We start from the raw sequence: 25,961 nt of genomic DNA on the forward strand, positions 1-25,961 counted from the left end.
CGGTAAAGAGATGCAAAAAAGTCCGGTGAGTGATCACCGGACTTTTAATGATTATGCTGATGTTCTTTCGTCTTCTAAAACGGTTCCGTCTTCCAGCACTAGCTTTGGTGGCATGCTGTTTTCGACTGTTTCTTTTGTGATGATGCATTTTACGATATCATCACGTGATGGCAAATCGAACATGACGTCAAGCATGATGCCTTCGATGATTGAACGGAGTCCGCGGGCACCTGTTTTACGCTCGATTGCCTTTTTTGCGATTTCGATAAGGGCATCATCTTCGAAATCAAGTTCCACATTATCAAGCTCAAGCATCTTTTGATACTGCTTAACAAGCGCGTTCTTCGGCTTAGTCAGGATTTCAACCAGTGCTTCTTCATCAAGCGGAGTCAGGCTGGCGATTACTGGCAAACGGCCGATGAATTCTGGAATCAAACCGAACTTCAATAAGTCTTCAGGAAGCACTTTTGACAGTAATTCCTTCTTGTCTAATTCTTCTTCTTTCTTATCAGATCCGAAACCAATTACTTTTTGGCCAAGGCGGCGTTTGATGATTGATTCGATTCCATCAAATGCTCCACCGCAGATGAATAGAATATTCGTTGTATCAATTTGGATGAATTCCTGATGAGGATGCTTTCTTCCACCTTGTGGCGGAACACTTGCAACTGTTCCTTCAAGAATTTTCAATAATGCCTGCTGCACGCCTTCACCCGAAACATCTCTAGTAATAGATGGGTTTTCGGATTTTCTTGCAATTTTATCGATTTCATCGATGTAGATGATCCCTTTTTCAGCTTTCTCCACATCATAATCTGCAGATTGGATCAATTTTAAAAGGATATTTTCTACGTCTTCACCGACATAACCAGCTTCAGTAAGTGATGTAGCATCTGCAATTGCGAATGGAACATTAAGAATGCGGGCAAGAGTTTGCGCAAGCAATGTTTTACCGCTTCCCGTAGGCCCGATCATCGCAATATTACTCTTTGAAAGCTCTACATCATCGATCTTACTGTTCGAGTTAATGCGCTTATAATGATTGTAAACGGCTACGGACAGGTTTTTCTTAGCCTGGTCCTGCCCAATTACATACTCATTAAGGATATCTCGGATTTCCATTGGTTTTGGTACATCTTTAAATTCAACTTCTTCTTCAGTGCCCAGTTCCTCTTCAACGATTTCCGTGCATAATTCAATACACTCATCACAGATGTAGACCCCTGGCCCTGCTACTAACTTGCGGACTTGATCCTGCGTTTTGCCGCAGAAAGAACACTTAAGCTGCCCTTTTTCATCATTAAATTTGAACAATGCCTTCACCCCTTGAGAACTTCTAACAATATATAAAGCTGCAATTCATAAGCAAACGAAAAGTTAAGTAACAGTTTTTCTGCTTTGGTTGAGCAGGTATGTATTGCATTGTAACACATTATGCCAAGGTACAGGAAATAATAACCCTTGACATGGACAAGTTTCGTGCTTATGAACACTTGTGAAAATATATGTACTAAATCATCTTAACCATAAATGGTCTCATTAAATCGGCAGATGGGAAATTGCTAAAAAATTATGTATGTATATAACGTTGAACTTATGTTTTTATTGTAGAAAACAAGGCACGATCTCTCGCGCCTTGTTTATGATAAATCTTAATTCTATTATGCAACAGTTTTGCTGTTTTCTACAAGGAAATCAACAGCTTTTTTCAATTGAAGATCGCCTTTGATTCCTTCAAGGCTTCCACCTAGTGCAGCTTTGATGTTATCAACAGTCATGTTGTACATTTCAGCCATTTTCTCAAGCTCTGCATTCACTTCTTCATCCGTTACTTCGATGTTTTCAGCTTTTGCGATTGCTTCAAGAGTCAGGTTTACACGAACGCGTGTAGCAGCTTCTTCTTTCATCTGGCCGCGAAGAGCAGCTTCGTCTTGACCAGAGAATTGGAAGTAAAGCTCAAGGTTCATACCTTGCATTTGCAGACGCTGTTCGAATTCGTTGATCATACGGTCAACTTCGGTGTCAACCATTGCATCTGGAACTTCGATTTCAGCGTTAGCTGCAGCTTTTTCTACGATTGTGTCACGTACGTGATTTTCTTTCTGGTGCCCTTTGTCGTGAGAAAGACGATCTTTGATTTTAGCTTTAAGAGCATCTAAAGTTTCAACTTCTTCATCTGCATCTTTAGCAAACTCATCATCTAGAGCTGGAAGTTCTTTTCCTTTGATTTCGTGAATCTTAACTTTGAAAGTAGCTGGCTTTCCAGCAAGTTCAGCTGCATGGTACTCTTCAGGGAAAGATACCTCTACATCTTTTTCTTCGCCAGTAGCAGTTCCAACTAGTTGCTCTTCGAAACCAGGGATGAATGAACCTGAACCAAGTTCAAGTGAATAGTTCTCTGCTTTTCCGCCTTCGAAAGCTACGCCATCAACGAAACCTTCAAAATCGATTACAACAGTGTCGCCTTCTGCAGCAGTGCCTTCTTCTTTAACTACTAGCTCTGCCTGCTTCTCTTGCATTGTTTTTAATTCATTTTCAACTTCTTCATCCGTTACGTTTGTATCGAATTCTTCAACTTCTAACCCTTTGTATTCGCCAAGCTTCACTTCAGGCTTAACAGTTACAGTAGCCTTGAAGATCATGCTCTTGCCTTTTTCGATTTGTTCAACATCGATTTCAGGACGATCAACTGGCTCAATTCCAGTTTCAACGATTGCATTTGCATATGCTTCTGGAAGAAGGATATCAATTGCATCCTGGTATAAAGATTCTACACCGAAACGTTTTTCGAACATTTGGCGTGGCATTTTTCCTTTACGGAAGCCTGGTACATTTACCTTCGTAACGACCTTTTTGAATGCAGCGTCTAAACCTTGGTTTACTTTTTCTGCATCTACTTCAATTGTTAGAACCGCTTGGTTCTTTTCTAATTTCTCTAATTTTGCAGACATACAGTTCCCTCCAACAATAATCTATTGTCATGTTTCATTCGACGATGAATACTCTTGTTAACCAAGCAATATTCCAGATTAGATGTAAAATAGAATGATTTTTACATAATACAACCACTACATTATAACACAGGTTTATTTCGTTTCAACAGCTTGGACTATATTATCGGGTAAGAAATTTCTTCTAGCATCCGGATAAAAGCCAGAACCTCACCCGTTTCTTTTTCAGAACTAGTATACAATTCAGCAAAAGACTCAAGAGGTTCATCAAATCCATAATATTCATTCGCCATAAAATGATAGGCAGCCGCCCATGCTTCTGCCTCTCCGTTTGGCAAATCAAACGGATAAACCAGAAAGAAATGCCTCTCAATTAAACTTAATATATTCTCAAATAGAACGGGGTCAGCATTCTCTAATTCATCCCCGAGTATTTGGACGACATCATTCAATGCGATGTAATCCTTCAGGTCTGGAAGTCTCGAGGGAATGAACGATTTGTCCCAGCCGAATTTACGGACATTCGTCTCTTCTGCATATTCCTGTTCTTTCAATATATTAAGGAGCATTGTTTTTTGAAAAGGGTGGCCTTGTTCTGATGCTAAGTACTCTTTTATTTCTTTTATGTAAGGACGGATATTTTCTTTTGTCAGCCTTGCTGCAATCATTACCTGGTCTTTTGGATCCTGCAGATCGAATAACCCCAGGGAGACTCCTTCTGATTCCACTTCAGTCGCTTCTTCCATTTCTGGTCCGCTTTCGAACATCCTCCTGCCAAATTCAAGCATTCTTGTAAAATGTTCATGCTTATCTGCGGGAATTTCCTTTTCCTCAAGAAGTGCTTCTATAGTAGAAACTATTTCTTCATATTCATTCAGCTGTACAAGAATCATCAAGTATAAATCGATTACTTGAATGTAATCACCCAAGCCCGTTCGAAGCATCTGAGCCGCAATCTGTTTGGCTTGCTTTAAAGACCCGGCCTCAAAGTTAGCCAGGACCAGACCTACATAAATATCGCTGTTTTCCGGGTCATGGTCCAGAGCCTGCTCAAGAAATTGGATGGCATCCCTGTATTTTTTCTGTTTGAGGTAATCTAGCCCCTTCTCTAACAGGCGCTTTTCCAGACCGGGAAACAGGATCACATTGTCCTTTTTCGAATCCCGCTTATTCATAAACATACCGCCTTACTCTCGATTTTATTGGGAAATCTACAAATGTTGTTTTACGGTTTGATTGTTTTAAAAGCTTCATGTTGTTTGAACTGTGTAGATCGGAGTGCAAAACAACTTATTAATCGAACAAATTCTTCGATAACAACCAAAAAGAATAACTGAAAGATTTAAAGAGTTTCAAAACGAGCTTTTTAATGAAGTAAGTTTAGCATGAATTATAGAAAAAACAAAAAGATTCACAAGCCATGCCTGTGAATCCGTCCGTTTTTCATCCAATTAGTACCCTTTTCTGAGATTGATTTTCTTCATATGCTTTAATGCAATCTTCCAACTGTAAAGTCAATTCTATTTCATCCCAGCCATTCAGGAGCATATTGTACCAGTATGGATGAATTTCAAAAGTAGTTTCAAATCCATTTTCGTCAGAAACCGACTTTGTTTCTAATGACACCGTCAATTCATACGGCTGATTCCCGGCTTGCTTTAGTAGATAGAAAACTTCTTCTTCTTTTAAAACAATCGGGAGGATGCCATTTTTAAGACAGTTTTGGCGGAAAATATCGGCAAAAGAGGGAGCTATCAAAACTTTGAAGCCAAAATCCTGCAAAGCCCATGGAGCATGTTCCCTTGATGACCCGCATCCGAAATTCTCATTTGCGATTAAAATGGATGCACCTTCATTTTCCTGCTGGTTGAGTTCAAATTGCTCATTCAACTCTCCATTCGGTTTAAAACGCCAATCATAAAACAGGAACTCTCCGAAACCAGTTTTCTCAATTCTTTTAAGGAATTGTTTCGGGATGATCTGATCGGTATCAACATTTGTCCGGTCCATTCCTACAGCTTTTCCGGTCCATTCTTTAAAACTCGACATATCAGGCTCCTTTCTGCAAGGCTCTATTCATAATTCTTGAAGGTTTGCTGCCTTCCAATCCAAATAATATTCCATTTGATCCAAGCGCTTTAAATCATGGCACCAACCATTGATCTGACATCGACAAAGCGACCATTAAGTGCAGCTGCTGCTGCCATTGCAGGACTGACAAGGTGAGTTCGTGCCCCAGCTCCCTGTCTCCCTTCAAAATTCCGGTTCGATGTGGATGCACAATGTTCTTGCGGCCCTACTATATCGGCATTCATACTCAAGCACATACTGCAGCCAGATTCTCTCCACTCAAATCCTGCATCAATAAAATGTTTGTCAATTCCTTCTGCTTCCGCTAATTTCTTTACATTTTGCGAGCCTGGAACGACAATGGCCTGGACTCCATGAGCCACACTTTTTCCTTTGATTATTTCAGCAGCAGCCCTGAGATCTTCAAGCCGGGAATTTGTACACGATCCAATAAAAACCTTTGTGACTTCCACATCTGCGATTTGCTGTCCTTCCTCAAGACCCATATATTCAAATGCTCTCTGGACGGACTTTCTATCCGCTTCCGATTCACATTCATCCAAAAATGGAACTCTTCCTGTGACAGGGACTGTCATGGAAGGGTTCGTACCCCAGCTGACCATTGGGGCGATTTCGCTTCCATCAACCGCAATGACATGATCGTATTCTGCATCCTCATCTGAAGCAAGCAGCTTCCAGTCAAGAATCGAATCCAGGAAATCATCACCTTCGGGAACATATTTCCGTCCGTTTAAATAAGCAAACGTTGTAGCATCCGGCGCGACAAGTGCAGCCTTTGCTCCTCCTTCAATCGACATATTGCAGATGGTCATCCTCTCTTCCATCGACATTGCCTTGATGACATCTCCGCAAAATTCAATTACATAACCCGTTCCAAAGTTGACACCATATTTGCTGATGACAAAAAGAATGACATCCTTGGCGCTGACTCCTGGTCCCAGGTTTCCGGAAACCTCTAGCTTCAACGTCTTAGGCTTTGACTGCCATAATGTTTGCGTCGCGAGAACATGCTCAACTTCACTGGTGCCTATCCCAAACGCCAGCGAGCCAAAAGCTCCGTGTGTGGATGTATGGCTGTCTCCGCACACTATAGTCATCCCTGGTTTCGTCAATCCAAGCTCAGGTCCGATGACATGGACGATCCCCTGTTCAGGACTATCCAGATCAGCTAGTTGTATTCCGTACTCCAAACAATTTTCCCTTAACGTATCCATCTGGTTTTTAGCTACCGGATCATGTATCTGGCTGCGGTTGATCGTTGGAACGTTATGGTCCATTGTTGCAAAGGTAAGATCTGGTCTCCGCACTGGACGGTTTTTCATTTTAAGTCCCGAGAAAGCCTGCGGGGAAGTTACCTCATGGACAAGATGCAAATCTATATAGATGAGGTCCGGCTTACCTTCCTCCCGGTGAACAACATGGCTTTCCCAAATTTTATCGATGATCGTTTTTCCCACAAGCAGCCTCCTCCTTTTTTTGAAAAATTCAGATATCGTTAAGCGTAAGCACTCATTATATTACAGATTGCTTCATGATCGAGCAGGGCGGCTTTAATTTCCTCAACCATTTCCTCCGTAGTTACCGGAACATTCCCGAAATCGGCAATATCACGAGTCCTGCTTCCAGCATCGAGCACCTGGGTTACCGCATTTTCAACCGCTTCTGCTTCCTCTTCCATTCCGAATGACATTCTAAGCATCATCGCTGCTGATAGAATCATCGCAATTGGATTGGCCGTGTTCTGACCAGCTATATCCGGAGCTGAGCCATGGATCGGTTCATATAAGTACGGACCATCAACAGATACACTTGCAGATGGCAGCATACCAAGCGAACCAGTCAAAACGGAAGCTTCATCACTTAAGATATCGCCAAACATATTTTCAGTCACGATGACATCGAACTGTCGAGGATTCTTAATGAGCTGCATGGCCGCATTATCAACAAGCATATGCTCCAGCTGAACCTGCGGAAAATCCTTTGCCACCTCTTCTGCCGTCTCCCGCCACATTCGACTAGATTCCAAAACATTCGCTTTGTCCACCGAGGTCACTTTACCTCTTCGGCTGGATGCTAATTTGAATGCATAGCGGATTACTCTCTCGATCTCTTTTTTCTGGTAAAATAGCGTATCCACTACAGATGCCTCGCCTTTTTTCATCGTTCTTTCACTCGGCTTGCCAAAGTACAGCCCGCCGGTCAGTTCCCTGACTACGACCATATCAGCCCCTTCAATCACTTCCTTGCGAAGCGGCGATACCCCGGAAATACTAGAATAGTATTGAACCGGGCGAACATTGCCGTACAAACCAAGGTCTTTCCTGATTTTCAGCAATCCCTTTTCTGGGCGGAGATGTCCCGGCAGCATATCCCACTTCGGCCCTCCTACTGCTCCTAACAGTACTGCATCACTTGCTTTGCAAAGATCGATTGTCTGCTGCGGAAGCGGTGTGCCGAACTCATCGATTGCCCCTCCGCCAATATCTCCATATAAGAATTGAAATTTATGTCCATAAAGCTCACCTACTGCACGGAGGATGCTGACCGCCCCCCTGCTTACTTCTTTGCCTACTCCATCACCTGGCAGGACTGCGATCCTTTTTTCCATAACTTTCGCCTCCATTTTTTATATGGTATTTTCACAACTTAACCATTCACTGCGATTTTTTTGTTTTCTTCTATATATAGAACCCTATTGACTGCGTTTAAATAGGCTTTTGCCGAAGCTTCCAGAACATCCTGTGCAAGGCCTCTTCCGCTTGTCTCCGTTCCTGCAAATCTAAGTTTTACATATACCTGGGCAAGAGCATCTCTTCCTGCGCCAACTGATTGGATACGATAATCGAGTAAATTGGCAGATTCCTTCAAGCATTTTTCAAGCGTGTTATATAATGCTTCAATACTTCCAGAACCAGTAGCTGCTTCCTGGATCAATTCGTTTTGACAGCCGGAAAGAGAAACGGTTGCCGTAGGAACCTGGTTGGTGCCATACTGAACCTGGATTGAATTCAAGCGATAATATTGCTGTTCCTTTGACAGCGTTTCTTCCAGGATGATCGCTGCCAAATCTTCATCTGTCATTTCCTTTTTGCGGTCTGCCAGTTCCTTGAATACCGCGAATAAATGGTTGATATCCTGGTCTGGTACTGCCAGCCCGATTTCATTCAGACGATTGCGGAATGCGTGCCGGCCAGAATGCTTCCCAAGAACCATCGAATTATTTTGCAGGCCAACCAGCTCTGGTGAAATGATTTCATAGGTTGTTTTCTCTTTTAAAACGCCATCCTGATGGATTCCCGATTCATGGGCAAAGGCATTTCTTCCTACCACTGCTTTATTTGCTGGAACCGCCATCCCTGTGAGTTTGCTGACCAGGCTGCTGGTTCTGCTGATTTCCTTTAGATTCATTCTTGTCTCGGCTTGGTAAAAGTCTTTCCGGATATGGAGGGCAACTGCGAATTCCTCTAGTGCTGCATTGCCAGCTCTCTCTCCAATCCCATTGATTGTTCCTTCTACCTGAGAGGCACCCGCTGATACAGCAGCAAGAGAGTTGGCAATTGCCATCCCCAGGTCATCATGGCAGTGTGCCGAAAGTTCAACTTTACTAATAGAAGGAACATTCTCTTGCAAATACTTAAAGATATTGCCGTATTCCATTGGCGAAATATACCCCACTGTATCAGGTATATTAATGACCTTTGCTCCTGCCTTGATCACTTCTTCTACAATTTCCGCTAAATAATCAAGTTCTGTCCGGCATGCATCCTCTGCAGACCACTGTACTACGGGGAATTTAGAAGCTGCGTATTTTACAGTTTTTACAGCTGTTTCAATCACTTCTGCTTTTGTCTGCTTAAGCTTATGAACCCGATGGATTGGTGAAGTGGCAATAAACAAATGTAGTCTTGGTTCCGCACCATATCTTAAAGCATCCCAGGCTGCATCAATATCAGATAAAACCGATCTTGCCAGCCCCGTTACAGAGCATCCCTTGATTGCTCGGGAAATTTCAGCTACAGATGCAAAATCTCCTTTTGACGCAGCAGGAAATCCTGCTTCAATAATGTCAACACTCAGCCTTTCCAGCTGCTTCGCTATTTCAAGCTTCTCGGTAAAATTAAGATTCACCCCGGCCGATTGCTCTCCATCCCGCAATGTTGTATCAAAAATCTTAATTTTTCGCACTGGCAGCCACTTCTCTCTGCTTTTGTTTATTGACAAAAGGCATCATCTTTCTCAGTTCTCTGCCAACCACTTCAATTTGATGCTGGTTTTCCTTTTCGTTGATTGCATTAAAAACCGGTCGGCTGGATTTATTTTCCGCAATCCATCCCTCTGCGAATTTGCCCTCCTGGATATCCTTCAGAACCTTTTTCATTTCATGTTTCACCTGGTCATTCACAACTCTAGGTCCGCTGACGAAATCTCCCCATTGTGCAGTGTCTGAAATAGAATAACGCATTCCTTCCAGTCCGCCTTCGTACATTAAGTCAACAATCAGCTTCAATTCATGCATCGTCTCAAAATAGGCCAGTTCTGGCTGATAGCCTGCTTCAACTAGAGTCTCAAATCCTGCTTTTACTAACGATGTAAGTCCGCCGCAAAGGACAGCTTGTTCCCCGAATAAATCTGTTTCAGTTTCTTCTTTGAATGTCGTTTCCAATGCACCTGCTCTTAGGGCACCAATCGCTTTCGCATAGGCCAGCGCCAATTCCCTGGCCTCCCCTGTTACATCCTGATGGACTGCGAACAACGCCGGAACACCTGCACCTTCCTCGTAAGTCCTTCTGACAAGATGCCCTGGACCCTTAGGCGCAACAAGTAATACATCACAATTCTCCGGCGGAACGATCTGGTTAAAATGAATATTAAATCCATGTGCAAACATGAGAGCCTGATTTGTCAGCTGAGGTTCGATTTCTTCTTTGTAAACCGATGTCTGAAGTTCATCTGGCAAGAGGATCATGACCACATCTGATTGAGCCACTGCCTCAGAAACAGCTTTGACCTCAAAGCCATCCTCCTCCGCCTTTTCCCATGACTTTCCTCTTCTAAGGCCAACTACAACCTCAACACCGCTGTCCCTTAAATTTTGCGCATGAGCATGCCCCTGGGAACCATATCCCACAACCGCCACTTTCTTTCCGTTAAAATAAGCCTCTTTTGCATCACCGTTATAATACATTTTCGCCATTTTCCGTCTCCCCTTCTTATCCGCATATTATTTTGGAATTTCACTACGTTACTTGATTCTGCATCTGAATTTGGTTTAGGTACTTAATTCCAGTACGAACTGGTTTAACACGCTTTTTAGAGGTGCAAAAAAAGAATTCATGTATGGTTCAAAAGCAATTACCCATAGAGCCTACACAAACGAAAGGGCTTTTTGCTGGTTCCCAGGCTGGTAGCCTCTTGGAAACGCTGTTGTACCGGTCCGTGCCATTTCTCTTATTCCATAAGGTTTGATTAACTCGATAAAGGCTTCGATTTTTTCTGATTCGCCTGTTAATTGGATGATAATGCTATCCTTGCTGACATCAATCACTGAAGCCCGAAATGGCTCTATGATTGAATAAATTTCTGAACGGTTATGCGGCAGTACCGGAACTTTCATGAGTACGAGCTCCCTTGCCACAACTGCCTGGTCGCTGATATCGGCAACCTTAAGGACATCGATCTGCTTATTCAGCTGTTTTGTAATTTGTTCTGCCATTCGATCGTCTTCAACATGGACAACACATGTCATTCTCGAAACACCTTCATGCTCCGTCGGGCCGACTGAAATGCTTTCGATATTATAATTTCTTTTCGTAAACAAATTGGTAATCCGGTTCAGGACTCCCGGTCTGTTCAAGACAGTTATTGTGATTATTCTTTTCATTTCTTAACACCCACCATTTCGTGGATTCCCTTTCCTGGGGCAATCATCGGATACACATTTTCATCAGCATCAACCCTGAAATCCAGAAGAACCGGTTCACTGTTATTTAATACTTCATCTAGCACTCCATGGGCCTCGGCTTCCGAATTGATTTGATAGCCTTTAATGCCATATGCTTCTGCCAGTTTTACAAACGATGGCTGAACGGGATTTTTGCTGTGAGAAAATCTCGAGCCATAAAAGATTTCCTGCCACTGCCTTACCATCCCCAATGCTTTATTATTAAAAATTGCTATTTTAATTGGCAGCTGGAACTCGGCTATTACAGCAAGCTCCTGTGTTGACATCTGGAATCCTCCATCACCCAGTACGGCAATCACACAGGCTGATGGATCTGCCAGCTGGGCACCAATGCTAGCCGGAAGGCCAAAGCCCATGGTCCCAAGTCCACCTGACGTAACCCAGCGATCAGCATTTTTGAATTGATAATATTGTGCTGCCCACATTTGATGTTGGCCAACATCTGTAACGACAATCGCCTCCCCGGCTGTTTTTTCGTAAAGGAGTTCCATTACCTTTTGCGGCTTAAGCACGTCGGTGTTCTCGTAGTAGTATGGGAAATCTTTTTTCCAGGTAGAGATCGTTTCCACCCATTCATCCTGTTCAGGCGCTTCTGTGTCTTGTCTGACCAGCTGGCTTAGCGCTTCACGGGCATCACCAACGACAGGTATATGGGTGTCGACGTTCTTGCCGATTTCTGCAGGATCAATATCAATATGCGCTACCCGTGCGTTTGGAGCGAAATGCTTCAGATTACCCGTCAGCCTGTCATCAAACCTCGCCCCGACATTAATCAATAAGTCACATTGATAGAGGGCCATATTTGCAGCATAGCAGCCGTGCATGCCTGCCATCCCAAGGTACAATTCATGGCCTGCCGGGAAACCTCCTAATCCTAAAAGCGTATGGACTACATGCAGCTTCTGCTGTTCCGCATATTGTTTTAATAAGGGTGACGCTTTGGCATGGAGGACACCCGCTCCCGCAAGAATGACGGGACGCTTAGCTTTACTTACTGCTTCTGCGAGCTTCCTCACCTGAAGTAAATTGGGTTCAATTGTTGGCTGGTATCCTGGGAGAGAGATTTCCTGCTCCTGAAGCTCTTCCGTCAGTGCTGCTGCAAGGTCCTTCGGAAAATCTATGACTACCGGACCCGGCCTGCCGCTGGTTGCAATATAAAATGCTTCTTTGACAATTCGCGGTATGTCCTTTGTGTCCCGGATCTGGTAATTGTATTTTGTTATCGGAGTAGTGATGCCGAGAATATCAGCCTCCTGGAAGGCATCCGACCCAATTACACCTGTTGCCACCTGGCCCGTGATCACTACGAGAGGCAAAGAATCCATCATTGCATCTGCCAGGCCAGTAATAATATTTGTTGCACCTGGCCCAGAAGTCGCAATCACCACTCCTGGCTTCCCGCTTATTCGAGCATATCCCTCCGCTGCGTGTATCCCCCCTTGCTCATGCCTTGGCAGGACATGAAGAATTTTAGAATCATAGAGTTTGTCATAAATCGGGAGGACAGCTCCCCCTGGATAGCCAAAAATGACTTCAACGTTTTCCCTCTCCAAAGCTTTTAAAAGTAAATCAGCGCCGCTGAGACCAGTTGCCAGCGGTTTCTTTTCCTTCAAGGCAGCTTCCTGCACCATTTTTACGAATCCCCCCTACTAGTTTGTTTTAGATTTCGAAATCGCTCTAATTCATTGATGTTATTTTTCCAGGTTCTATTCATTGGCTAAAATTACTCTAAGGTTAATATTCAAGATGAGAGCTTTCTTCAAAATAAAAAAGCCTATTCCATCTCCATATGCCTGGCAAGGCCAGACAAAGGGATGGAATAGGCTTTTTCTCCTGTTCCACGGTACCACCCTTCTTCACGCATGAATGCGCGCGCTCGTGACAGCATCTGCTGCCGATTTTGATAACGAGTGTGATCGACACTCGGCCGGTTTTACTGGGAATCCCTTTCAAACCGGCGCTCCAGGGTGAGTTCATTTGATGCGGCATCACCGGTTCTCAGCATTCCCGGCTCTCTGTCCATGCTTATCGCAAAAAATTACTTGTCCCTGTCTTCGCTTTGTCCTTTATGAAGCTAGCTGACTTGATGTGCTTCTTCTTCCTGATAAACCTGTACGCCTTCCGCCACAACCTTTGCCCGGAACTCACGCAGGATGTTCTTCGTGTGCATTCCTGGCGTTCCCTCTCCAATGACTCTGCCATCTACTTTTACAACTGCAATGACTTCTGCGGCGGTCCCAGTCAGGAATACCTCATCCGCAGTGTAAACATCGTGCCGGGTAAACGGTTCCTCCTTCACCTCATACCCAAGATTGCCAGCGATTTCAATGACTGCATTTCTTGTAATTCCTTCTAATGCCCCTACATAACCTGGAGGGGTGAGGAATGTATTCCCTCTGATAATAAAAACATTATCTGCTGAGCCCTCAGCAACATATCCTTGGTCATTCAGCATGAGTGCCTCACTGACATTTGCGAGATGAGCTTCAATCCTTACTAGGACATTGTTTAAATAATTGAGTGATTTAACTTTTGGGCTAAGAACGTCTGGCCTGTTTCTTCTTGTTGCAACTGTCACAATATCGAGCCCTCGCTCATACAATTCCTTCGGGAAGATCGCAAGTGGTTCTACGATAATGACTACATTGGCGTGAGGACATTTATATGGGTCTAAGCCTAGATCGCCGACCCCTCTTGAGACTACGACTCTGATATAGGCATCTCTTAATCGATTCCGTTCTACTGTTTCTACAACAAGATCAGTGAACTCTTCTTTAGAGTGGGGCATGTTCAGCATAATAGATTTTGCTGACCGATATAGACGGTCCATATGTTCTTCCATCCTGAATATATTGCCGCTGTATACCCGAATCCCTTCAAAAACACCGTCTCCGTACAGAAAACCATGATCATATACAGAAACTTTAGCATTTTCCTTGGTGACAAACTCACCGTTTAAGTAAATCCATTGATCGGGCACAATTAACACTCCTTTAATGATTAGACGCTTTAAATAGTTAAAATTTAAATTTAAAAAAATACAATTTTACACAATCGGAAATTGAAATAAAACTGTCTTTCATTCTGGCTGCAGCCAACTTGTTTTTTTTATTTGAGGATTATCTTACGCCCAAAATGCACCCTCGTCAACAGGGTTTTTCTAAATTGTTTGATAATTTTGATTAATTAGTTTATTTGTATCCGCTTACATTGTTGATATATTCACATTTATTAAAAGGAAAATTTTTTTTTAAAAATAGAGGATTTTATCTTGAAAGAGTTAACTGCGAAGTTAGAACGAATGGAATCTGATTTTTTATGGCTCTGAAGAAATAAAAAAAACTCACCTTTCAGCAAGGTGAGTTAAGGTATGTAGTTTAAGTGGCGTCCCAGGAGAGATTCGAACTCCCGACCGCACGCTTAGAAGGCGTGTGCTCTATCCAGCTGAGCTACTGGGACAAATATGTTTTTTAAAGACAAGATTTATTATAGTAGCCAAACAACTAAATGTCAATAAATAAATTAAACTTTTTTTGAGGGGGAGTAATTAATGCTCCCCTCAAAAAAATATTATAGTTCTTTTATGCTTTTTTGGGAAGGGTAAATTCCTGTCTTAGCTCAGCCATTTCTCCATTTCCAAAGTCATGGATTTGGAGCATTGCTTTTCCATCTTTGAGTTCAAGTATGATATAGGTTCTTTCCTTCCTTGCCCTTGGCAGCCTGATGCTGCCAGGATTGATAAACAGGACATCGTCGACCATTTCCGCACCCAATACATGCGAATGGCCAAAACAAACAATATCAGCATCGATTTCTTTTGCCTTATAAAACAAATTTCCCAATGTGGATTTGACTGAGTAAAGATGCCCATGTGTCACAAAGATTTTCACTCCATTTATCACATGAGTATCTTCATCAGGAAAGTCTCCGAGAAAATCACAATTCCCCCTAACGGATCTGAAACTTTTAATCGCTGCATCATCTTCAGCAAGTTCAGAATCACCACAGTGGATCATCAAATCAACATCCTGCCCATGAAGTTTCTCGATTCCCTCAAGCAATTCCGCAGAACCATGGCTGTCACTTACAATCAGGATTTTACACATCGCTTTGCTTCCGATGCATTAGCGTTTTTTCAAGCTGTTTGATCGCTTTTGCCCTGTGACTGATCCCGTTTTTCTCTTCGGAAGACAACTCAGCCATTGCCTTCCCTTCTGACTCAACAAAAAACACAGGGTCATAGCCAAACCCATTAGTGCCTCTCCGTTCATGAAGGACATGTCCCTCACAAGTACCAAATACAGTTACCGTTTCCTTCCCAGGTTCGGCCATTGCCAAGGCACAGCAAAATCTGGCAGTCCGCTCGTTTTCTGGCACATCCTGAAGTTCAGCGAGAACTTTGTCGATGTTCGCTTCATCATTTTTTTCTATTCCCGCATATCTTGCAGAATAGACGCCTGGACGTCCTTCAAGCGCGTCCACTTCCAGGCCAGAATCATCCCCAATGACCATGACGCCAAGCACTTTTGAGATTGTCTCTGCTTTTAGAACAGCATTCTCCTCAAAAGTAGTACCCGTCTCATCAACGTCTTCTAGCTCTGGATAATCAAGTAGCGTTTTCACTGTCATTCCCATTGGCAGAAAAAGCTTTTCAAACTCCTTTGCTTTTCCAATGTTTTTCGTTGCAATTATTACTGTATTCATCTTGAGATCTCCCCCTATCTCTTTTTGGCGCTCGCAATCTTCGCTGCCAATTCTTCTCCAAGAGCTTCCTTCTGCATTTCAAAAAGCTCCATGATCCCTTCCTGTGCAGCCTTCAGCAGCTCCTGAAGCTGGCTGTATGAAAAAGTTGCCTCTTCTCCTGTACCCTGCAGCTCTACAAATTCGCCATTTCCAGTCATGACGACATTCATGTCTACGTTTGCCTTAGAATCCTCAACATAATTCAAATCAACAACTGGCTGACCATTCTCCAGAATGCCAACACTGGTTGCAGCCAGGAAATCTGTTAAAGGGAAACCAGATAGTTTTTTCTGCTTGCTAAGCCTGTAAAGAGCCTGAGCCATCGCAACATATGCTCCTGTAATGGAAGCGGTGCGTGTTCCGCCATCTGCCTGAATGACATCACAATCAATCCAGACTGTACGCTCCCCGATTGCCTCAAGATTTACAACGGCTCTCAAAGCTCTTCCAATCAAGCGCTGAATTTCCATAGTCCTTCCGGAAATTTTGCCCTTAGCCGCTTCTCTAATATTCCTTTGCTCCGTAGCACGCGGAAGCATGGAGTATTCTGCCGTAATCCATCCCTTTCCTTCCCCGCGCATAAATGGCGGAACTCGATCCTCAATGCTGGCAGTACAAATTACCTTTGTATCACCGACAGAAATCAATACAGAGCCCTCTGGATGCTTTAAATAATCTGTTTCAATATGTATCGGCCTTAATTGTAAGGGTTCACGTCCATCAAATCGCATTTATTTATCCTCCTTGGCATTTATGAAAGGCAGAACTCTAACCGCTGCCCCAATAACAATAAATAAGAGGCAGCAAAATGCCTGCCTCTTCATCTGTCTTTATTTAGTATACCAAAACCGCGCTATTAAAAACTACCAGTGTTAACTTTTTCAGGTCTTGTAACCGGCTCTGACAGCTTCTCGCCCTTCTCTGTCAATACATCCGCCTTTCCCTTCACCGTAAGAGCCACACTCTCAACACCCGTTTGCTCAGTCAGGGAAAGCACGAGAGAATTCAATACATGCTCAGAAACCATTTTTTCTTCAAAGCTGCCATAAATCGATTCATTAAAGTTCAAAGTTAACTTTCCGTCCTCTAGCGTAGGCGTATCCAAAAGTTTTACATCTGACTGGAACTCGGATAAAAGATTGGATGCATAGGCAGGTCCTTCTACAAGCTCGTTTACGATCGCTGTAATATTGTCTTTAAAGTCATTGCTGACACGTCGAGTTACAGGAACATAATAATAGGCGCCTTCTTCACCGCCTATATAGTAGACTGTCACCGCTTTAGTATTTGTGATATCAACAACATCAGAGTTATCCATGTTAATGCCATCAGCTCTGCTCAATTCTTCGCCAATTGGCGTGCCATTCACAGGCATTTCCTCTAGCGGCGTACCATTCAGCTGCAGCTTAACATCCTTTACACTCTCAAATTGAGTAAGAGTCCAGGTTACAGCCTGTAAAATCCTCTTCTCATCCTCTTTTTTGTAGTTTGCAAATTCTTTAGAGAAGTCAACTGTAGCTGTGCCATCCTTGATATTAACCGTCATTTGTGTATCTGCTGGCAGGACTGCACGGAATCCATTTGGCAGCATTTGCTCAACAGGTCCGTTGGCTACCAGGTACTCTAGCGCCTGCTTGGCTACGCTCTCTGTCTTGGGAAGATCCATTGCCTGGGATACAACATAACCATTTTTGTCAATCAGATAAAGTTCTGTCTTGACAGTCGTTTCCACTGCTTCTGTTTGATCCTGCTTTGATTGTGCGGAGGTATTCTCATCGACCGCTGCTCCATCCTCCGTGAAGGTTACATCCTGCGGTGGATCAATTTTCTTTTTCTCCTCGCCCCCAAATAACCCGCAGCCTGACAGGAAAACTGTAGTTGCTAATGTCGCTGCAGTTACGAAGACAGCTTTATTATTTTTTGACATATAAATCCCTCCAAAGACAGTTTGTACTATCATGTATACGAGCTTCGGGATTTTTTAGACCGCCTTTGAAAAGATTTTTGTACAAACCCGCTACTCGATTTATTTTTGGGAAGAGATTTTTTTATTTGAACCAGCTTTTTCGGCAGACATACAAAAAGGCCTCCATTCCGGAGGCCTTTTTCAACCTAATTTAATTTTTTCCACATGTTCAATCGGAATTTCCAGCCATTGAGAAGCAATTCGGGCAAAAATCGTTCTAGAGCCAGTTATATAAAAGGAATGCTCAGGCAGCTCTTCTCTTTCGGCAAACATATCGTTATGCCCCAGAATCGTACTTACCTCACGGGCTGTTTCCTCACCTGAACTGATGACCTTTACTTGATCGCCCATTACATCTTTTATAAGCGGCTCAAGCAGAGGGTAGTGCGTACATCCTAATATCAATGTATCGAGCCCTTTACTTATCAAAGGCTCAAGTGTCTCTGTTACAACTTTTTTTGCAACATGACCGTTGTATTCCCCACTTTCAACAAGCGGGACGAACTTAGGGCAAGCAAGGCTTTCTACAAAAGTTTTGCGATTGATTGCTTTTAGGGCATGTTCATACGCTCGGCTTTTTACAGTACCTTCAGTGCCGATGATCCCAATTTTGTAATTGTCCGTTACCTTTATCGCAGTCCTGGCCCCTGGCTGAATAACACCAAGCACAGGAATAGGCAGTTCATTCCTGATTTCCTCAAGTACTACAGCTGTTGCCGTATTGCAGGCAATGACCAGCATCTTAATATTCTTTTCAAGCAGGAATCGGGTCATTTCCCAGGTGAATCTTTTCACTTCTTCCACAGGGCGAGGGCCATACGGACATCGTGCTGTATCGCCCACATAGATGATCTGTTCATAAGGAAGCTGCCTCATCACTTCTTTGGCAACCGTTAACCCGCCCACACCTGAATCAATGATTCCAATCGGTTGGTTCAAAAAACTCGCCTCATTCTCCACGCATTTCATGATGTAATTTTGACAGGCTGTGCTTCAGCGATACGATTTCGTCGCCGGAAAAGTCCTTCAATACCTCCTGTAGGTAAACCTGGCGCTTCTTGATCACTTCATCGATAATCCTTTCACCTTCCTCAAGAAGATGGATACGGACTACACGTCTGTCATTCGGATCCTTGACCCTTACAACAAGATCATTTTTTTCCATGCGGTCCACTAAGTCAGTTGTCGTACTGCAAGCCAAAAACATTTTATTCGACAGCTCGCCGATTGTCATATCTCCGTCCTCAAAAAGCCATTGCAAAGCAACAAACTGAGGAGGAGTGATCGTGTAATTACTGAGGAGCTCACGACCCTTTTGTTTTATAATTCCCGATATGTACCTTAAATCTTTTTCAATATCAGCAACCGTGTCCAGTTCCTGTTTACTTTGGATATCTTCAAGTTTCATCTATCACAACTCCTAAATAAATGCATTCGCCATTTTCACTGCCGTTTAAACTTGATTTCCTGACCGACAAAACTTTTTTATTATTTTCCTATTGCCCTTATTTTCTACTTTTTTCGAGCAAATTTCAAGACAGAATTCATTTCCAAGCATTGAGTGCTTCTTAATCTCCCCTTATAAACATCTAACCGGCCTCCCAACAGGTTGGCCGGTCTAGATTAAAGTTCTAGCTCTCCCATACGCAGGAGCTCTACAACAGCTTGGGAACGCCCCTTTACACCAAGCTTCTGCATGGCGTTTGAAATGTGGTTCCGAACCGTTTTTTCGCTGATAAATAATTCACTAGCGATCTCTTTTGTTGTTTTGTCTTGGACTAACAGTTCGAAAACTTCTCTTTCGCGTTTAGTGAGTAATGGCTTGTGAGTATATTCATTTTCCTTCAAGTATTGTAACCCTCCTTGCCTTCGCCAGCTGTGAACTGCGGGGTGGGTATAAATTTAGTCAACATATCTTATGTGAAGGAAAGAATTGAAGTGACAACATTTCAAGGGCTTATTACTCTTTTTTATAAAAATGTTCAAAATTTATTTCACAACAGACTTTTTGCTCTTTGCAAGCAGGTGGCGCATCTCCTCTGACCAAGGAACACCCTTGCCCGTCCTCTTGGAAATCTGAACGATTGTTCCCCGTCCTGCAAGGCAAATCGATCCGTCTGCCTTCTTCCCCATATAATGCAAGTCAACTGAAGAATTGCCGATTGAATTTGCTTTCACATAAATCTTTAAATCTTCATCAAAATAAATCTGGCTTAAATAATCACATTGCAAATCCGCAACAACCGGAATCGTTTCATTTTCGGGCTTAACCCAATCTTGCATGAACCCCTGACTTTTAAAAAAATCGATCCTCGCCATTTCAAAAAAAGTAAACGGAACCGTGTTATTCAGGTGGCCAAACATATCTGTTTCAGAAAATCTGACCTTCACGTCATGATAATACTCAAACTCTTCTTCCCAGCTTACGATGTCATCGATATAATTGGTTTTCTTCATGTATTAGCCTCCTGATTAACTGAATGAAGATTCATTCTTTTCTTTATTATAAATATATTTAGATTTTTTGAAAACCCTAAGCATCATTTGGCACTATGCCTAATGAAAATGATGAATTTGTTTTCCAGGAAATACTCTAATCATAAGGCTGAATTCGCTTTGCTACGATTGTCGGGTTTACTCCAAAACACTTATAGAAAGGATCTTTCCCTACACTTTTTCGCTTTCTCAACAAAAGTAAATATCGGCAACTGGTTTTTGACGAATTTTTATGCAAATTTAGTTAAGATGTCTCCAGAAAAGGGCCCCGATACCTCTAAACATGACGATACAAGTACTCGTCCGAAAAGCAACAATTAATTCGAAAACAGCAAGAAAATAACCACTAAAAAAATGCCTCCCTCTCTGTTTAAGAGAGGGAGGCATTTAAAATCATTAAACCTGGTCGCTTCCAAAGAAGTTTTTGAATGCTTGCAGAGTTGTATCACGGTTTAGAGCTGCAATTGAAGTAGTCAATGGAATTCCTTTAGGGCAGGACTGAACGCAGTTCTGAGAATTACCGCAGTTAGCAAGTCCTCCGTCTCCCATGATTGTTTCAAGTCGCTCGCCTTTGTTCAGTGCACCTGTTGGATGGGCGTTGAACAAACGAACCTGTGAAAGCGACTGCGGTCCAATGAAATCAGATTTACTGTTAACATTTGGACATGCCTCAAGGCACACACCGCAAGTCATACATTTAGATAGTTCATATGCCCATTGGCGCTTTTTCTCAGGCATACGTGGTCCTGGTCCAAGGTCGTACGTTCCATCGATTGGAATCCAGGCTTTAACACGCTTCAAGGAATCGAACATGCGGCTGCGGTCAACCTGAAGGTCACGCACAACAGGGAATGTTCTCATCGGCTCTAACCTGATTGGCTGTTCAAGCTGGTCAACCAGCGCAGAACAGGACTGACGAGGACGTCCATTGATGACCATTGAACATGCACCACATACTTCTTCAAGACAGTTCATGTCCCATGCAATCGGAGTTGTAGCTTCACCCTTTGCATTTACCGGGTTGCGGCGAATTTCCATCAGCGCGGAAATCACATTCATATTCGGACGATATTCAAGTTCATACTCTTCCTGATAAGGGGCTGAATCAGGAGTATCCTGGCGGCTTATGATAAAACGGACAGTTTTTTTCTCTGACATGCCTCATTACTCCCCTTTCTTCTTAGAATAATCGCGCGTACGCGGTTTGATTAATGAAGTATCAACATCATCATAATGGAATGCTGGAGCAGAGTTTGAATCAACAAACTTAGCCATAGTTGTTTTCAAGAAATCCTCATCATTACGATCAGGGAATTCAGGTTTGTAGTGTGCTCCTCGGCTTTCGTTACGGTTGTAAGCACCGATTGTGATTACGCGTGCTAGCTGAAGCATGTTTTGAAGCTGGCGTGTGAACACAGCACCCTGGTTGCTCCATTTTGCTGTATCGTTAATGTTAATACGCTTGTAGCGCTCCATTAATTCTACAATTTTCTCATCTGTTTTCAATAGTCTGTCGTTGTAACGAACAACCGTTACGTTATCCGTCATCCACTCGCCAAGCTCCTTGTGAAGGACATATGCATTTTCATTTCCATCCAACGACATGACGTTGTTCCACTTACTCTGCTCCTGCTGGACGTGCTGATCAAAAATCGCAGAAGAAACAGAATCGGAACTCTTTTCAAGACCGTTAATATAACGAATTGCATTTGGCCCTGCTACCATACCGCCATAAATAGCTGACAATAATGAGTTTGCACCAAGGCGGTTTGCGCCGTGCTGAGAGTAGTCACATTCGCCAGCTGCAAATAATCCAGGAATGTTCGTCATCTGGTCATAGTCAACCCAAAGTCCGCCCATTGAATAGTGGACTGCAGGGAAGATTTTCATTGGAACTTTTCTAGGGTCGTCGCCCATGAATTTCTCATAGATTTCAATGATGCCGCCAAGCTTGATATCAAGCTCTTTTGGATCCTTATGTGAAAGGTCAAGATAAACCATGTTCTCGCCATTGATTCCTAGCTTTTGGCTAACGCAAACGTCAAAGATTTCACGTGTTGCGATATCACGAGGAACCAGATTTCCATATGCAGGATACTTCTCTTCAAGGAAGTACCATGGCTTACCATCTTTATACGTCCAAACTCGTCCACCTTCACCACGGGCAGATTCACTCATCAGGCGAAGCTTGTCGTCGCCAGGAATTGCTGTCGGGTGGATCTGGATGAATTCACCGTTTGAGTAATATGCGCCCTGCTGATATACAATCGCAGCCGCAGAACCTGTGTTGATGACAGAGTTAGTTGTTTTCCCAAAGATAATTCCAGGGCCGCCAGTTGCCATGATAACAGCATCTGCAGCGAACGACTTAATCTCCATTGACGTCAGGTTTTGAGCCGTGATCCCGCGGCAAACGCCATCTTCATCAAGTACAGCACCAAGGAATTCCCAACCCTCATATTTAGTAACAAGACCAGCGACCTCATGACGGCGTACCTGCTCGTCCAATGCGTACAATAACTGCTGACCGGTTGTAGCGCCTGCAAATGCAGTGCGGTGATGCTGTGTTCCACCAAATCGGCGGAAGTCAAGAAGGCCTTCTGGAGTACGGTTGAACATTACACCCATACGGTCAAGAAGGTGGATGATTCCTGGTGCTGCTTCAGCCATAGCTTTTACAGGAGGCTGGTTCGCAAGGAAGTCACCGCCGTAAATTGTATCATCGAAGTGAACCCATGGAGAGTCACCTTCACCTTTTGTATTTACTGCACCGTTGATTCCGCCCTGTGCACAAACAGAGTGTGAACGTTTTACCGGCACAAGAGAGAATAGCTCAACAGGTGTTCCTGTTTCAGCCACCTTTATTGTAGCCATTAAGCCAGCCAAACCGCCGCCGACTACGATAACCTTACCTTTACTCATCGTGACTCACTCCCTTAAATCCATGTCTGTCTTAAATTCCGATCAATTTATACAAATGCCAAGATTGCGCGTACTCCCACGATGGAAAGCGCAATGAATACTCCAATAGTAATGTAAGTGGAAATCACTTGTGCTCGAGGCGTTACAGTGATACCCCAGCTTACGAAGAAAGACCACAATCCATTAGCAAAGTGGAAAGTTGTTGAAATGATACCGATTATATAGAACCAAAGCATAAACGGAGAAGATAAAATGGTCTCCATCATCTGGAAATTCACTTCAGAACCAAAAAAAGCTGCGATACGCGTTTCCCAAACATGCCAAGCTACGAAAATCAGGGTGATGACACCTGAGACACGCTGCAGCATGAACATCCAGTTCCTGAAATAGCCGTATTGCCCTATATTGTTCTTAGCCGTAAAAGCAATATAAAGTCCGTAGATTGCATGGAATAATAGTGGTAAAAAGATAATGAAGATTTCTAGAAAATACCTGAAAGGCAGCTGCTCCATGAAATGAGCCGCTTTGTTAAATGATTCTTCTCCCCCTGTAGCAAAATGGTTGACTACAAGGTGCTGCATAAGGAAAAGTCCTACTGGAATTACACCCAGCAAAGAATGCAGCCTCCGCCAATAAAACTCTTGTTTACCCGCCATATGTATACCCCCCTTGAAATTTGGCCGTGATGTACAGGCTTTTCTCCCCTATTAAACTGACAGTTTGATTAACCCCAACATCATATTACAAAACAAATCTTACAATTATGTGACATGTTCATTTTACTCCCATCATAATAGAGCGTCAAGAAAACGGATACATAAAAAAGTTTATATAGGTAAAATTTTTTAAATATATTGATATTGTAAAAATGCCACTTTCTAATTATTTTACCGCCGGTTAGAGTATATTAAAATAATAGTATTACCTTTTAGTTGCCAATGAAATAAATTTCCCGGATGATTAAATTTTAGCTTGTAAAGAATTGGGTATGGTATAAACATGGAAAATATTAATAGTATCTTTATTGCCCATCTAAAATTTAACAGATTATTAATTTAGAATCGCTGGTTGTTTTTTTGGCAAATTGTTTATAATAGAGTAATAGAAAGAGGGGAGAACATGAGTGAATTAACATCAGAGCAGCAAACTGAAAGCGAGCCACTTTCCGTTTCCGCTTTTGGGTATGAATTAGTCAGAGAAATCCTATTGCCAGAACTGCTAGGCAAGGACACTCCTGAAATACTCTATTGGGCAGGTAAACGCCTTGCACGCAAATATCCATTATCGACACTGGAAGAAACAATCCGCTTTTTCCAGGATGCAGGCTGGGGCACCCTTTCAGTTAAGGAAGAAACAAGAAAACAATTGGTGCTGGAACTTAGCAGCGAGCTGATTTCCTCTCGGTTAAAAAATAACGCAAACTCCACATTCCAGCTTGAAGCAGGTTTTCTCGCACAGCAGATGGAATTGCAAAAGAATGCTACAGCCGAAGCCTTCGAACACCCCAATAAGCGTTCATTTCGAATCCAATTCACCATTAAATGGGATAAAAATGATTTTGTTTCTGAATGAGAAACCGCGCTGTATGACCTTGATGGCGAGCATTGGCAATGTTTGCTGGCTCGGCAGTCTGGAATTGCATATTTGCGTTAAAGCCTGGGGATTTTTTTCCCAGGCTTTTTTGGTTTAGACAGGTTATGGAATGAATCATATTTCTCTTGCGCCAATTGGATAAATGTCTCAAAATCTTCAGGCATATGGTAGATACGAGCTTTATTGGAACCGCTGGATGATAAATTCATGGATGATAGCATGTTTCCGATAGCTCTTGGATTTTGGATAAGAAGGAATTCACTCAGTTCTGAATTTGTTAAGGTGGGTTTTATAAGAAGAAAAAAATCAACTACACTCATAAGATGGGCAGTTCGAGAATGAAACGAACAATTGTGGCAAACCCATTTCCGCTTCATTCTCCGCATCCCAAAAGCTGAACAAGAAGGGCATTGAACACCCTTATGAAGGTCCTTTTCTGCAAGAGAATATGTTTTGAGAATTTCAGGGTAGAGTGGTGTATGCTTTTTGACGAGGGTTTTGGAGAGTTTTTTCATTTCTTTTTCGGAAAAGAAGTCTTTTAAATTAGTGTTTTCCATTTTCCTGATTCGATCGACCAGCACATCTCCTTTGACTACATGTTGATAAAGTTTGGAATCATTGGTTTTAATAATGGTGGAGGGATTGCTGATGGCAACCATGATAAAGATGGGAGGGACTTTAAAATTGTGTGCAACCAGCCATCTATTAAGATGCCATTTTTGTTTTTTAACCTGGAGGACCGGGTTATCGTATGCCTTTTCTTTATCTTGCTTTGATTGAATCATTTGCTCCGAATTCTTTTCAAAGTAAATGGCACCTGAGTAGTTTTTTGTCTCAATAAGAAGTATATAGCTATGGGTTATGATGAGAGTATCAATCTGGAAATGCCATATGCCATCCTTTAACCTTAGATCTCTCAGGATCCAGTAATCTTTTTCGGGCAAGAAACTTAAGCGGTAATCCGTTTGCAGTTCCCCCTTATACCCAGCCCGCCAGCCTTTGTAATCGTCCTCTATTTCTCCCCTTCTCGAACAATTTTCTTTGAGTCTATTCAAAAGGGCTTCATACATCCTAAGCCTAATCGGATAATTCCTATCTTTTATTATCAATAAAATCCCTCCCAGAGTATTTTTTATAGAAATTCTTTTAAAAACATCTAATTCCTGCCCCACTACTATCGCGATTATGAACTTTCTTTGACAAGTAAGTTAAATAAGAGCCTAAATTGATGGTTATC

24 protein-coding genes, 1 tRNA gene and 1 other annotated feature are annotated in these 25,961 nt (G+C 42.7%); of the genes, 1 reads left to right on the forward strand and 24 read right to left on the reverse strand.

The window, feature by feature from the left end:
- Nucleotides 1-51: 51 nt before the first annotated feature.
- The 23 genes from clpX to V7201_RS08640 form a co-directional block, all read right to left on the reverse strand.
- Nucleotides 52-1,314: an ATP-dependent protease ATP-binding subunit ClpX gene (clpX, locus tag V7201_RS08530; RefSeq protein WP_335376352.1), complete on the reverse strand. Its 1,263-nt coding sequence runs from the start codon at nucleotides 1,312-1,314 to the stop codon at nucleotides 52-54.
- Between the two features lie 347 nt (nucleotides 1,315-1,661).
- A complete protein-coding gene (tig, locus tag V7201_RS08535; protein ID WP_335376353.1) occupies nucleotides 1,662-2,951 on the reverse strand; it encodes a trigger factor in 1,290 nt (429 codons plus the stop codon).
- 158 nt (nucleotides 2,952-3,109) lie between these two features.
- Nucleotides 3,110-4,126: a tetratricopeptide repeat protein gene (locus V7201_RS08540; RefSeq protein WP_335376354.1), complete on the reverse strand. Its 1,017-nt coding sequence runs from the start codon at nucleotides 4,124-4,126 to the stop codon at nucleotides 3,110-3,112.
- A gap of 268 nt (nucleotides 4,127-4,394) precedes the next feature.
- A complete protein-coding gene (gene leuD, locus V7201_RS08545; protein WP_335376355.1) occupies nucleotides 4,395-5,000 on the reverse strand; it encodes a 3-isopropylmalate dehydratase small subunit in 606 nt (201 codons plus the stop codon).
- Between the two features lie 89 nt (nucleotides 5,001-5,089).
- Nucleotides 5,090-6,499, reverse strand: a complete 1,410-nt coding sequence (gene leuC / locus V7201_RS08550; protein WP_335376356.1) for a 3-isopropylmalate dehydratase large subunit — start codon at nucleotides 6,497-6,499, stop codon at nucleotides 5,090-5,092.
- 38 nt (nucleotides 6,500-6,537) lie between these two features.
- Nucleotides 6,538-7,650, reverse strand: coding sequence for a 3-isopropylmalate dehydrogenase (gene leuB / locus V7201_RS08555; protein WP_335376357.1), 1,113 nt, complete (start codon nucleotides 7,648-7,650; stop codon nucleotides 6,538-6,540).
- Nucleotides 7,651-7,688: 38 nt separating this feature from the next.
- Nucleotides 7,689-9,227, reverse strand: coding sequence for a 2-isopropylmalate synthase (locus V7201_RS08560; RefSeq protein ID WP_335376358.1), 1,539 nt, complete (start codon nucleotides 9,225-9,227; stop codon nucleotides 7,689-7,691).
- A complete protein-coding gene (ilvC, locus tag V7201_RS08565) occupies nucleotides 9,214-10,236 on the reverse strand; it encodes a ketol-acid reductoisomerase (protein ID WP_335376359.1) in 1,023 nt (340 codons plus the stop codon). Before ilvC ends, V7201_RS08560 begins: the two co-directional genes overlap by 14 nt.
- Nucleotides 10,237-10,407: 171 nt before the next feature.
- Nucleotides 10,408-10,923, reverse strand: coding sequence for an acetolactate synthase small subunit (gene ilvN, locus V7201_RS08570; protein WP_335376360.1), 516 nt, complete (start codon nucleotides 10,921-10,923; stop codon nucleotides 10,408-10,410).
- Entirely contained in the window at nucleotides 10,920-12,635 is a 1,716-nt protein-coding gene (ilvB, locus tag V7201_RS08575) for an acetolactate synthase large subunit (RefSeq protein WP_335376361.1), read from the reverse strand. Before ilvB ends, ilvN begins: the two co-directional genes overlap by 4 nt.
- Before the next feature lie 176 nt (nucleotides 12,636-12,811).
- Nucleotides 12,812-13,068: a binding site (T-box leader), on the reverse strand.
- A 10-nt stretch (nucleotides 13,069-13,078) separates the two neighbouring features.
- Nucleotides 13,079-13,984 carry a branched-chain-amino-acid transaminase gene (ilvE, locus tag V7201_RS08580; RefSeq protein ID WP_335376362.1) on the reverse strand — a complete coding sequence of 302 codons (906 nt, stop codon included), beginning with the start codon at nucleotides 13,982-13,984 and terminating at the stop codon, nucleotides 13,079-13,081.
- A gap of 402 nt (nucleotides 13,985-14,386) precedes the next feature.
- Nucleotides 14,387-14,463, reverse strand: a tRNA-Arg gene (locus V7201_RS08585).
- A 122-nt stretch (nucleotides 14,464-14,585) separates the two neighbouring features.
- Nucleotides 14,586-15,110: a metallophosphoesterase gene (locus V7201_RS08590; RefSeq protein ID WP_335376363.1), complete on the reverse strand. Its 525-nt coding sequence runs from the start codon at nucleotides 15,108-15,110 to the stop codon at nucleotides 14,586-14,588.
- Nucleotides 15,103-15,708 carry an XTP/dITP diphosphatase gene (locus V7201_RS08595; protein WP_335376364.1) on the reverse strand — a complete coding sequence of 202 codons (606 nt, stop codon included), beginning with the start codon at nucleotides 15,706-15,708 and terminating at the stop codon, nucleotides 15,103-15,105. Before V7201_RS08595 ends, V7201_RS08590 begins: the two co-directional genes overlap by 8 nt.
- Before the next feature lie 14 nt (nucleotides 15,709-15,722).
- Entirely contained in the window at nucleotides 15,723-16,478 is a 756-nt protein-coding gene (gene rph / locus V7201_RS08600; protein ID WP_335376365.1) for a ribonuclease PH, read from the reverse strand.
- Nucleotides 16,479-16,603: 125 nt separating this feature from the next.
- On the reverse strand, nucleotides 16,604-17,674 hold the full coding sequence (locus V7201_RS08605) for a GerMN domain-containing protein (protein WP_335376366.1): 1,071 nt from the start codon (nucleotides 17,672-17,674) through the stop codon (nucleotides 16,604-16,606).
- 180 nt (nucleotides 17,675-17,854) lie between these two features.
- Nucleotides 17,855-18,652 carry a glutamate racemase gene (racE, locus tag V7201_RS08610; RefSeq protein ID WP_335376367.1) on the reverse strand — a complete coding sequence of 266 codons (798 nt, stop codon included), beginning with the start codon at nucleotides 18,650-18,652 and terminating at the stop codon, nucleotides 17,855-17,857.
- 10 nt (nucleotides 18,653-18,662) lie between these two features.
- Nucleotides 18,663-19,121: a MarR family winged helix-turn-helix transcriptional regulator gene (locus V7201_RS08615; RefSeq protein WP_335376368.1), complete on the reverse strand. Its 459-nt coding sequence runs from the start codon at nucleotides 19,119-19,121 to the stop codon at nucleotides 18,663-18,665.
- 215 nt (nucleotides 19,122-19,336) lie between these two features.
- Nucleotides 19,337-19,561 (reverse strand): spore germination transcription factor GerE, encoded by a 225-nt coding sequence (gene gerE, locus V7201_RS08620; RefSeq protein WP_019154738.1) that lies wholly within the window; start codon nucleotides 19,559-19,561, stop codon nucleotides 19,337-19,339.
- 141 nt (nucleotides 19,562-19,702) lie between these two features.
- A complete protein-coding gene (locus V7201_RS08625; protein WP_335376369.1) occupies nucleotides 19,703-20,170 on the reverse strand; it encodes an acyl-CoA thioesterase in 468 nt (155 codons plus the stop codon).
- 435 nt (nucleotides 20,171-20,605) lie between these two features.
- Entirely contained in the window at nucleotides 20,606-21,367 is a 762-nt protein-coding gene (gene sdhB, locus V7201_RS08630; RefSeq protein WP_335376370.1) for a succinate dehydrogenase iron-sulfur subunit, read from the reverse strand.
- A 6-nt stretch (nucleotides 21,368-21,373) separates the two neighbouring features.
- Nucleotides 21,374-23,131, reverse strand: coding sequence for a succinate dehydrogenase flavoprotein subunit (gene sdhA / locus V7201_RS08635; RefSeq protein WP_335376371.1), 1,758 nt, complete (start codon nucleotides 23,129-23,131; stop codon nucleotides 21,374-21,376).
- A 47-nt stretch (nucleotides 23,132-23,178) separates the two neighbouring features.
- Complete coding sequence (locus V7201_RS08640; protein WP_335376372.1) at nucleotides 23,179-23,787, reverse strand: succinate dehydrogenase cytochrome b558 subunit; 609 nt, start codon at nucleotides 23,785-23,787, stop codon at nucleotides 23,179-23,181.
- A 463-nt stretch (nucleotides 23,788-24,250) separates the two neighbouring features.
- Here V7201_RS08640 and V7201_RS08645 point away from each other — a divergent pair, with 463 nt between their 5' ends.
- Entirely contained in the window at nucleotides 24,251-24,703 is a 453-nt protein-coding gene (locus V7201_RS08645) for a YslB family protein (protein WP_335376373.1), read from the forward strand.
- A gap of 77 nt (nucleotides 24,704-24,780) precedes the next feature.
- On the opposite strand, the gene V7201_RS08650 is transcribed toward V7201_RS08645, so the two are convergent.
- Complete coding sequence (locus tag V7201_RS08650; protein ID WP_335376374.1) at nucleotides 24,781-25,833, reverse strand: nuclease-related domain-containing protein; 1,053 nt, start codon at nucleotides 25,831-25,833, stop codon at nucleotides 24,781-24,783.
- Nucleotides 25,834-25,961: the final 128 nt, after the last annotated feature.

Source organism: Bacillus sp. JJ1122 (assembly GCF_036964885.1).
GTDB lineage: Bacteria > Bacillota > Bacilli > Bacillales > Cytobacillaceae > Mesobacillus.